At 42.3% G+C, this 10790-nt stretch carries 10 protein-coding genes and 3 pseudogenes; all 13 read left to right on the forward strand.

The window, feature by feature from the left end; genetic code table 11:
* Nucleotides 1–274: 274 nt before the first annotated feature.
* A complete protein-coding gene (locus IQR33_RS03615; protein ID WP_017633753.1) occupies nt 275–874 on the forward strand; it encodes a hypothetical protein in 600 nt (199 codons plus the stop codon).
* A gap of 9 nt (nt 875–883) precedes the next feature.
* A complete protein-coding gene (locus IQR33_RS03620) occupies nt 884–2377 on the forward strand; it encodes a type VI secretion system-associated FHA domain protein (protein WP_193837944.1) in 1494 nt (497 codons plus the stop codon).
* A complete protein-coding gene (gene tssJ / locus IQR33_RS03625; protein WP_005386118.1) occupies nt 2370–2870 on the forward strand; it encodes a type VI secretion system lipoprotein TssJ in 501 nt (166 codons plus the stop codon). The genes IQR33_RS03620 and tssJ overlap by 8 nt, the downstream gene beginning before the upstream one ends.
* Nucleotides 2871–2881: 11 nt before the next feature.
* Nucleotides 2882–4207 carry a type VI secretion system baseplate subunit TssK gene (gene tssK / locus IQR33_RS03630; RefSeq protein WP_193837945.1) on the forward strand — a complete coding sequence of 442 codons (1326 nt, stop codon included), beginning with the start codon at nt 2882–2884 and terminating at the stop codon, nt 4205–4207.
* Nucleotides 4204–4995, forward strand: coding sequence for a type IVB secretion system protein IcmH/DotU (gene icmH / locus IQR33_RS03635; protein ID WP_005373354.1), 792 nt, complete (start codon nt 4204–4206; stop codon nt 4993–4995). Before tssK ends, icmH begins: the two co-directional genes overlap by 4 nt.
* A gap of 147 nt (nt 4996–5142) precedes the next feature.
* Nucleotides 5143–6666, forward strand: coding sequence for a PAAR-like domain-containing protein (locus IQR33_RS03640; RefSeq protein WP_193837946.1), 1524 nt, complete (start codon nt 5143–5145; stop codon nt 6664–6666).
* Nucleotides 6666–7547: an AHH domain-containing protein gene (locus IQR33_RS03645; RefSeq protein ID WP_158173435.1), complete on the forward strand. Its 882-nt coding sequence runs from the start codon at nt 6666–6668 to the stop codon at nt 7545–7547. Before IQR33_RS03640 ends, IQR33_RS03645 begins: the two co-directional genes overlap by 1 nt.
* Nucleotides 7548–7551: 4 nt before the next feature.
* Nucleotides 7552–8157, forward strand: coding sequence for an imm11 family protein (locus IQR33_RS03650; protein WP_029826410.1), 606 nt, complete (start codon nt 7552–7554; stop codon nt 8155–8157).
* 2 nt (nt 8158–8159) lie between these two features.
* A complete protein-coding gene (locus IQR33_RS03655) occupies nt 8160–8651 on the forward strand; it encodes a hypothetical protein (RefSeq protein ID WP_158173436.1) in 492 nt (163 codons plus the stop codon).
* A gap of 36 nt (nt 8652–8687) precedes the next feature.
* Nucleotides 8688–8867, forward strand: a pseudogene (locus IQR33_RS35450) (hypothetical protein); the annotation flags it as partial.
* Between the two features lie 33 nt (nt 8868–8900).
* Complete coding sequence (locus IQR33_RS03660) at nt 8901–9467, forward strand: imm11 family protein (RefSeq protein WP_158173437.1); 567 nt, start codon at nt 8901–8903, stop codon at nt 9465–9467.
* A gap of 18 nt (nt 9468–9485) precedes the next feature.
* Nucleotides 9486–9885: pseudogene (locus IQR33_RS03665) on the forward strand (hypothetical protein).
* A 51-nt stretch (nt 9886–9936) separates the two neighbouring features.
* A pseudogene (locus IQR33_RS32235) lies at nt 9937–10790 on the forward strand (PAAR-like domain-containing protein); the annotation flags it as partial.

A 10790-nucleotide genomic window follows, 5' to 3' on the forward strand; every position in this document is an offset into this window, starting at 1 on the left:
AAGAACGTTGATTAAAAAGTAACTAAATTGTTATCGGAGATTACGTTTTGTTCAATTATCAATCAAATTCTGTTACTTCTATTTAAATAGAAAGATTTACTGTCTCGTCACTTAATCTGTAGTCGGTTCTTTAGTTTTTGTTTGTAGGTAAAACAACCAACCTGATAGTTGAAATGTATTAAATTATAGGTGTTTTTTTAGGCTTATTGAAAAAGAGAATATAATTGATATCTTTCGCCTCTAAGTAGAATATCGGTTTTCCTAGAGGGACGAAATGCTAAAACCAAGTCAAATTGGGCTGATTTCAGCCATGTGTCTATTTTCTTCTGTTGCAATGGCAAAAGGGGAGCGATATGGACTCTCTACCAGTATGTTGACTATCGATAGCATTAAATACGATGAAGGTAAAAGTGGTGAGCAGGATACGCTTAGGTTCGGCTTGGTTCATACTCGTCCTATTGATGAAAACAATAACCGTTGGCGTTGGTGGTTAGGGCTAAACTATCTAGCAGAAGATATTGAAGCGCCAGCAAACGGCTTATATCAAGAAGCGACGAACTATGAACTTCGTGTTGTTCCTCAATATGCGTTGACTTCTTGGAGTGTTTTCACGCCATACGTTGGTGCGGGCTTGTCTGTCGGTTACTCGCAATATTCTAATCGCTGGCAAGTAGACCAAGAGGGCTATCGTTATGAGAGTGTTGAAGACATCGACCAGTTTGAGTTAGGTGCGGTTGTGACCCTTGGTACTGCTATAAAGTTAGGCAGTAATCCTGACGCCCATATACAAATTATCCCGCAGGCCTCTTATATCCTTCCGGTTGTAAATGATGGAATTGGTGGGCTTGAACTATCAGTTTCTTTGCTCTTTTGAGGTTCGTAAATGTACTCAAATCAGCTAGTTTTATTTATCTCAAAGTGTCCAGAGGAATACACCGGTGCAAAGCATATTGAAATGCCTGAAAGTGGTGGTTCGATAGGTCGTTCCCCAAGCTGTAGCGTGTCTTTAGCCGATCACAACCGCTTTATATCGGGCACTCATTGTTTGCTCAGCGTGTATGGAGATACCTACTATATAAGTGACGTATCAACTAATGGCACAATGGTAAATGGGAATAAAATACTAAAAAATCAACCCGTTGCGATAGTTGATGGCGACATCATTTCTTTAGGGCAATATGAGATTGGTGTTTCTCTTGAGCACGTTACCTCAACACTAGACATCGCCGCTGATATTGCTCCTGAGCGAGTATCTAGCGATCCTCTGGTTAGTCTAGGAGATGCGGTTGTCGAAGAGGAAGAAAAAGTCGGTGCCTTAGAAGATTTGTTTATGGAGACTAAACAGGATGACATTGATTGTCATGATCCTGTTGCTCACCTTAACTTTTCGATGCAGCGAGATGACGATTATTTAATTCGTGATAATGAGCGTACAGAATCTGAACAACCTAGAACCGTGGAAAGCACACGTCAGGTGGTCGATGACAGTTTCAGTATATATTCCGAATTCGATCAGCCAAGCCTAATCCCTGAAGACTGGATGGCTGCGGAAACCAAGAGTAACGCATCGGTCAATGATGCATTAGCGCCAGAAAGCGGTAAGGCACATAGAGCCGATATTGCCTCAGCTGAGGTGATGCAACCTGGCACGGTAGCCCCAGATAGCACGATTCAAAGACAACATCGTACGCATAATGTTACTGAGATGGTCGTAGAACAGGCTAACACAGGGTCAAAATGGGAAGAGATGACCCAATCTTTTACGCCTTCTCCTAACACTAATCAGCAACTTCAAATACCTACGGCAGAGCACGCGATAAACAGTACGACGAAAGCACAAGTCGATACTGATGCGGCCGTTTGCTCTCAAGATATAGCGCAAGCGTTTTTTGATGGTTTGGGTATTCGAAGCCCAGAGTTGATGACAAACGAGGCGCAGTTATTCAAGCAAATGGGCACTTGCTTGCGTTTATGTATTGATAACCTACAGAAAGAGTTGCACGAAGTGGAATCGTTAAAAGATGAGCAGAGTGCGAGTGAGGCTAACTCGAACATTGCAGAGCTAATGCTTACTTTGAATAGTCAGCAATTACTGGCTCCAAATGAACTGGTTGAACAAATGCTCGATGAGCTGAACGACCACCAAGTTATGTTTAACAAAGCACTGAATGAGCTCATTTTAGAACAGTCAGAAACGAACGATCCCGTAGCATTTGCTAACAGGGTCGCTAGCCAGTCTTTGTTCTCAACTAAGTCAAAGCTGTGGGCCGAATACCTAGATTTCTACACTAATAATCGTCGCCTGCTTAATGAAACATCCTTAAAAGGGCTGATTAAGAAAAACTATAACAAAGTGATTAAGGGAAACCATGCGTAGTATCGCCGTATTACTCGGATTTGCCATGTTGTCCGGTTGTTCCATGTGGGATCAATTTAAAGAGTCCACTGGTATCACACCAGAAACTTCGTCGATTGAATTGGTTATTGAGGCATCACCTGTACTCAATGTGAGAAATGGGGGCCAGTCATCTCCAGTTATTCTCCGTCTTCACGAATTAAGTTCGCCAGTATTGTTCCGAAGCTTAGATTTCTTTGCCTTGTTTGAGAGCGATAAAGCGTCGTTGGGTGATGAGTACATCAAACGTTACGAATATCAAATACAGCCAGGTGGAAAAGTTCATGAAATGCTAACGCTAGACCCTGACACTCGTGCCGTCGGTTTTTCAGTGGCTTTTCGTGATATTGATGGTTCGTCATGGCGAAAAGTGGAAGTTATTGAAGAGAAGAGCGAGTACTACATCAAGCTCAAGTTAGAGGGCAGTGAGTTAATTTCTGATAACACTCGCGGCATTGAACAGGTTTACTTTTAAGGGATAGAAACATGTCTTTATACAATCCAGTTGTTTGGCAAGATGGAATGTTCATGAAGCCGCAGCATTTTCAACAACTCGATCGTTCGCAAAGTAAACTATCGAGCCTACTGAGTGCCAATGCATCGCCTTTGCATTGGGGAATTAAACGTTTAGAAATCAACTCTCAGTTACTAGCACTGGGTAAAATCGGTATTACTCGTGCTGAAGGTATTTTACAAGACCGGACACCATTTGAGCTTCCGTTGCTTGCTGAGCTGCCTGAAGTGAAAGATGTAGATCCTTCGATTGCCGATAAAGTCGTTTATTTGTGCTGTCCGTTACCATCGGAACGTTCTGAGTTGTTTGGTACCAAAAAAGACGGTGCGCGCTATACGATGGAATCTCAAGAAGCGGTTGACGCTTGTTATGATTCGGAAGACATGGCAAATATCGTCGTCGGTAAGCTTAACTTTTGCTTAATGTACGATCATGAAGATAAGAGTGCTTACACGTCTATTCCGATCTTAAAGATCTCAGAAGTGAAGCCTGATGGCAGCGTGATCTTAGATGATAGTTTCATTCCTACCTGTATCGATATTCATGCGTCGACAGTACTGAGTAAATTTGCGACCGAGTTTGCTTCTATGTTGAAGCATCGCGCGGAATCGATAGTCCAGCGATTAGGGGTGGTGGATCAACAAGGTGTATCATCGGTTTCTGACTTTATGCTATTGCAAGCGCTCAACCGATACGAACCCTTGTTTTGGCATTTCGCCAGCACAGAAGCTGTGCATCCTGAGTCTTTGTATCGAATTCTTCTTCAGGCAGAGGGTGAGCTTTCGACGCTGTGCTCAACGGCACGCCGACCTATTGAGTTTACGAAGTACAATCATGGTGATCTTACTAGCTGTCTTTCTCGCGTCCTAGACAGTGCGAAAATGACATTGAGCGTGATGTCTGAGCAAAGAGCAATTCCACTGACCTTAAAAGATCAGAACTATGGCATCAGAACGGCAGCAATCCCTGACAATAAGATCATTGATACGACAACCTTTATCCTCGCAGTTAAAGCCGACGTGACCTTGGATGTTCTGCATACCCAGTTTGTCAGCCAAACGAAGATCGGTTCTATCGATAACATACGTGACTTGATTAACCTTCAACTGCCTGGGATTGAGATTAAACCAATGCCAGTTGTGCCACGCGCGCTGCCGTATCACGCTGGCTACACCTATTTCGAGCTCGATAAAACGGGCGAAGAGTGGATGGCATTGAAGAACACTGCTGCGATTGCGATTCACGTTGCGGGCGATTTCGCTAACTTATCATTGCAACTTTGGGCCGTTCGTCTATGAGTTACGCAGAAACCGACGTCACCGTAGTCTTATTCCAACCAGAGCCTGGCAAACCAATGGAGGTAATGCCAGCGCCTGACTTGTCGAGAAACATCGCAGTACAAGATCTATCTATCGACAACATGGGTATTAACCCGCTAGTGGACCAGTTCTCATGGTTGATCGCCAGTCTGTCTTGTATGTCTTCGATCCCTTGGCTTGATGACCCGATGCCATTTCGTGAACAAGTGGCACGTGAGATTCGAAAAGGTGAACGAAAACTTAATGAAATGGAGCTCGATCGTGCTTCGGTTCTTGTTATTCGTTACTGCTTGTGTGCGGCGATTGATGAATCTGTTTGTCGACAAGAGTGGGGGGCAAATAGTCACTGGAGCCAGAACAGCTTACTGTCTGAATTCCACAACGAAACATCTGGTGGTGACAAGTTTTTCGTTATTCTCGACCGCTTAAAAGCCGACCCTCGCAAATACCGTCACGTTATAGAGTTTCTCTATTTATTGCTTCAACTTGGTTTCCAAGGCAAGTACGGCCGTGAAGAGCGTGGCAACGAAAAGTTAGCGGAAATTGGCAGCACCATTTATCGATTAGTGCGAGATGACCGCCTAGCAGAACAAGAAAAAGTTTCTTTAATCAACCTTAAAGCTAAATATCTAAAGAAGCCGTTAAAAAGGGTAATTTCACCCAAGCTGATCTTAAGTCTTAGTGCGATGACGTTTGCGCTTATGTATGCGGCAACCTACATCGTCATAGACTTAAAATTTCAGCAACTGCTTGAAATGTATAGATAACCAGAGATCTAAAATGAGATCTTCTGCCAGTTTTAGGGCTTATTGTGAATATCACTGGTCTTTTAGTGAAATTCACTAGTTATTTAGAGAGATTGCAGTTTGCGATCTCTTTTATCATTCAATCAATAAAATTCAAATGGATTGGTTATGGGCGTAACAGTTGGTGCGAATGGACTTTCGATAGTTCATAAAGGCTCAGGTGGTGAAGCGAATGCAACGCTCCCAGATGTTTGTTTAACTAAGGTCGGCAAGCCAGTCGTCCCTATCCCTTATGGCAACAATGCTAAATCAGCAGACCTTGCTGGTGGGACTACGACAGTCTCTATGGATGGCGGTAACAGTGTCGCTATCAAGGGCAGTACGTTCTCAAAAAGTACCGGCGATGCGGGCGGTGACAGAAAAGGCGTTTCCTCTGGCACGATAGAAGCTGAAGCAAAATTCATTTCAGCCTCACCAACGGTTAAATTTGAAGGTAAGGGCGTATGTCGCCTGTCCGATCAAATGACCATGAACAAAGCCAACACTATGTGTTTGGGTGGCGCACAAAACCCATCGGTTTCTGTTACGGAAGATCAGGAAGGGACGTACACGGTTGATTTGTACCTCTCTTACTCAGACGGCGAACCCGTTCAAGGCGCAACTTACACTCTCACAGATCAATCTGGCGCCGTATTTGAAGGAACATTAGACAACAACGGTAAAGCATCGGTTGGTGGTGTTGCTCCGGGTGAGTTTGCCATAGAGTATGGTGAGGACAGTCGCGATTTTATGCCAAATGTTCCAACCAAGACTAACCCGAACTTTGATCCAAGTGCAAACGCGCAGCTAATTATTGAAGAAGCTAAGCGTGGAGAAGTCGGTTTCTGGGAGAATGCGTGGAAGAGAATGTCTGGTGCTGCAAGCTGGGTTTGGGGCGTCATTCTTGGTGACTTTAACGATGATGCCTCCGTAGAACAGATTATTGCCAATACGGCCCTGACCATGATCCCTGTTGTCGATCAAGCAGCAGATGTCCGCGATTTATCAGCGAACATTATGACGTTGTTGAATGAGGAAGAACGTGAAAAGTCGGAAAACTGGCTAGCTCTTTCATTAACGCTTATCGGTTGTGTCCCGACATTTGGTAGTGCAGTCAAAGGCACTTGTAAAGTTGCGTTAAAAGGCGGTAAAGGAACATCAAAAGATACTTTGCTGGCCGTTTTAAGAGGCATGGGTAAAGGCGATCCAGAAAAATTTTTGCGCACGTTAGATTGGGTGGATTACGCGAAACAAACCAGCCAGATTGTTACCGATGTTCTAAAACCTTGTATTGAAGTGGCAACCGAGTTGGCTTCATACGCAAACAGAATGGGCGCAGATGAGCTCGGTGCGTATTTCTTAAAGTTAGCGGATGAGGTAAAAATCATCGATAAGATGGTGCCGGACAAACTTAAAGAAGCGATGGGCGAGTTTGATAAGCTTTTTGCTCGCATCTTAGGTAAGGGTGAAAAAACATACCCAGCAAAAGTAAAACATAATACCGGCGAGTCTGCTCAGTCAGGAAAGAACTCTGCAAAGGCAAATGAAGAAAAAGATAAAAAGCCTGTTAGGTGTAAGATTTGTAAAAGAGTTGCTGGCAAAAAAGAGGGAGAGTGCGCCGATGCTCTAAGAACAAAAGGGAAGAACAAATAGTGAAAATACAAGAAGCGAACCCTAGCAATACGGTGAAAGAGTTTGAAGGTGATGTATTTCGCCAAACTGACTCTTATAAGTTAGCCAGTGCCGATATTAGAATGTCCCACCCTCTGAACCTTAAGTCAGGCACTCTCGATGCACACCATATAATCAGTGATATGGTTGTTAATAATCTAGCAACCTTTAGAACATTACAAATGCAACGAAAAGGTTGGTCGATGAATCATGGAACCAATCTAGTTTTACTATCATCAGATGAAGAAATTTGTTGTTATTACGAGACTCCTCAACATTCTTCTGGCCATACTGATTCAAGCATTTCGAACTCTTTTTATGGCACTAAAGCGAAGATGCTTAAAGAGTCATCAAAGATAAAAGACAAAGGGCTTAAAAAGTCTATCGATTCTACAATTGGTTACCATAAAGTAGTTGCGATAAAGTTAGCATTGACATTGAACAAATTGAATTGCGACACTGATTACTTAATCTATGTCGATGAGATTGATGACATATCGAAAAAAATACTTGGTTATATTTCGAACTTTAAACTGCTGCTAAAAGGTGATGGAGTTAGGTTTAAGAAAGGAAACATAGGATGTGGTGTATGTAGTAGTAGAGACGCTCACTTTACGCCCGGAGGCTTCAAGTTTTTCAATAAACGGCGGGACATAGCAGAAAAGGATTCGCATACAAGAGAAAGCGAAGGCTTGGTTAAGTCCAACATCACGTATCAAAAAAATAATAAAGAGTACAGTACTTCAGTCAAACACAATATGGTGTATGAAAATTTTTATAAACAAGTTGAACCAAAAGAAGTAGTAAAAAATATGATCTTTGATAGAAGTCGGAATAGGTTAAAGAACGTTAAGGAATTGTAAGTATATGGGTGGTGAAAAACTAGCTACGTTTAGTGAAAACTTATTAGGTAATGATATTTTTGCAAAACCAATTGATGGAAGAGAATTTTTATATTCCATTGACAAATATTTACCAGTTTCAGCTTTAGACGCAATAATCTGGACTGCTGGTGACCATGATCTTGAAGATGTCCCTGATATAATCGATAAAGGTGATCGATTAGTTTCTAGACTGGTAATGGAAGCTATTATGGCGTGGGATCCTTATGGTGTGATATTCCTACCTGCCGAACTGCATTCCACTTGTAGGCAACTAACGGACTTTTTTATCATGTCGGTTAATAATACTATCGATGTTATTAACGAGGAAGACAGTTTTGTGTTTATGGAAGATAAATCCCACATAGGACTACCTCCTAAAGTAGTAGTCTCTGAGCTATATATATCTGAGTCGAAGTACAATGCTATTGAATCACATAAGAAGCATATATTTAGAGTGCAAGGCTCAGATGACACGATTTTCTTTTCTACTGAATTGGTTGATAATGTTTGGGAAATCGCAGAGAAAAATGGCGCAGTAGGTCTCGTGCAAGAGCCATTTGATTTTGATGAAGAGGCACCTGTATTTTAATTATGAAAGAACAATATCATTTACTAACTAAACAAGACCTAGTTAACTTTCCATTCCAGCAAAGCCCTAAACCAATAGTGCCAGTAGAGCCCGATTTACTTTTGGAAATGACCTTTTCTCCAAAGCTATTTATCATCAGTGATATTGCGTCAAAAGTGGAGAAACTGGTCGTACACGGAGTAGAGTGGTTAGACGCTCGAGTGGATTGTTCTCCAAGCCAGCCATCTGATGATGAAATTAAAGTTTACGAAGATTATCGTATGCCTTACATCCATCAAACTTATAAATTGACGGATAAAGAAAAACAATACGGCAAGTTGAACTGGTTAGACATCGAGTCAACGGAGTTTGATTTCTCTAAAATAGAAAATATTCCTTTAGAAGAACGATTAATATTTAAGCTAGAAGAAGACTTTGGCTTAGTTTTCATTCACCAGAGCGTGATTGACCTTCTTAAAAAAGACGTCAAGGACGTTTGGGTAAGGGATGTATAATGATAAGCGCCGAAAGGCGTTTTTTCATTTGGCACCATATTTAAATCAGTAGTTCAAGCGAATGGAACGCTCCGAGATGTTTGTTTAACAAAGGTCGGCAAGCCGAACGTTCTTATCCCTTATGGTAACAATGTTAAATCAACAGGCCTTTCTGGTGGCACTAAGACTATCTCTATGGATGGTGGTAACCGTGTCGCGATTAAAGGCCGTTCGTTCTAAAAAAGCACTGGTGTAAGTTATAGGTTTGAGATGGAAATAGTATACATAAATGAGGACTTTAACGAGGGTGAATCATTATTTACTGCCGTTGATAGTCGGTCATCTTTCTATGATGATAATGATTTCACTCCCACTTCTTGTAAAAGTGAGATTGTGTGGAAAGATGATGATATCTATGAAATTGAAGCATTAGATTTAATCAGAGGTGGTGCTTTTAATGTCACTAAGCCTATTGCTGAACTAATTATGAGTTTCGACCCATACGGCGTTGAAGTTTATCCCGCAAAATTAACCTGTTCCGGAGACGGAGTGTTAACTGAGCGCTACATCATAGCAGTAGAAAACTTAGTAGATGTTGTTGATTATGATAAAAGCATAAAAGTAACTGACGTAACTACTCGTTTTTACTTATCTGATGAAAAGATCAAGGAACTTTCGGATAGCAAGAGGCACGTTTTTAAACCTGTCGGAATGACAAAAACGTTCTTCTCAATCGAGTTGTTTGAAGCGCTTGTCCGATTAGATGAGGAGGGTAAAATAAATACTAGTATCGTTGCCTTTTCATTTGATACATCCGAAGAGACGCCCCGAGTCTAGTGTAAGTAGGTAATTATAATAATGACTAACTACGCAGTTTTATCTAAACAATCTTTGACTGACTTCCCATTCCAGCAAAGCTCTAAGCCAATTGTGCCAGTAGAGCTCGATTTGCTTTTGGAAATGACCTTTTCTCCGAAGTTATTTATCATCAGTGATATTGCATCAGAAGTAGAGAAACTGGTCGTACACGGAGTAGAGTGGTTAGACGCTCGCTTGGATTGTTCTCCAAGTCAGCCATCTGATGATGAAATTAAAGTTTACGAAGATTATCGTATGCCTTACATCCATCAAACTTATAAATTGACGGATAAAGAAAAACAATACGGCAAGTTAAACTGGCTAGACATTGAATCACCAGAGTGTGATTGACCTTCTTAAAAAAGACGTCAAAGACGTTTGGATAAGAGATGTATAGAAAGCGCCGAAAGGCGCTTTTTTCATTCAACACAAGATTTAATCTGTAGATCAAGTAAATGCAACGCTCCCAGATGTTTGTTTAACGAAGGTCGGCAAGCCAGTCGTTCCTATCCCTTATGGCAACAATGCTAAATCAGCAGACCTTGCTGGTGGGACTACGACGGTCTCTATGGATGGCGGTAACAGTGTCGCTATCAAGGGCAGTACGTTCTCAAAAAGTACCGGCGATGCGGGCGGTGACAGAAAAGGCGTTGCCTCAGGCACGATAGAAGCCGAAGCAAAATTCATTTCAGCTTCACCAACGGTTAAATTTGAGGGCAAGGGCGTATGTCGTCTGTCCGATCAAATGACTATGAACAAAGCCAACACCATGTGCTTGGGCGGTGCACAAAACCCATCGGTTTCTGTTACGGAAGATCAGGAAGGGACGTATACGGTTGATTTGTACCTCTCTTACTCAGACGGTGAACCCGTTCAAGGCGCAACATACACTCTCACAGATCAATCTGGCGCGGTGTTTGAAGGAACACTAGACAACAACGGTAAAGCATCGGTTGGTGGCGTTGCTCCGGGGGAGTTTGCTATAGAGTACGGCGAGGACAGCCGCGATTTTATGCCAAATGTCCCAACCAAGACCAATCCAAACTTTAATCCAAGTGCGAACGCGCAGCTAATTATTGAAGAAGCTAAGCGTGGAGAAGTCGGTTTCTGGGAGAATGCGTGGAAGAGAATGTCTGGTGCTGCAAGCTGGGTTTGGGGCGTTATTCTTGGTGACTTTAACGATGATGCCTCCGTAGAACAGATCATTGCCAATACGGCCCTGACCATGATCCCTGTTGTCGATCAAGCAGCAGATGTCCGCGATTTATCAGCGAACATTATGACGTTGTTGAATGAGGAAGA

It is taken from the genome of Vibrio sp. OPT46 (genome assembly GCF_015163535.1).
Lineage (GTDB): Bacteria > Pseudomonadota > Gammaproteobacteria > Enterobacterales > Vibrionaceae > Vibrio > Vibrio alginolyticus.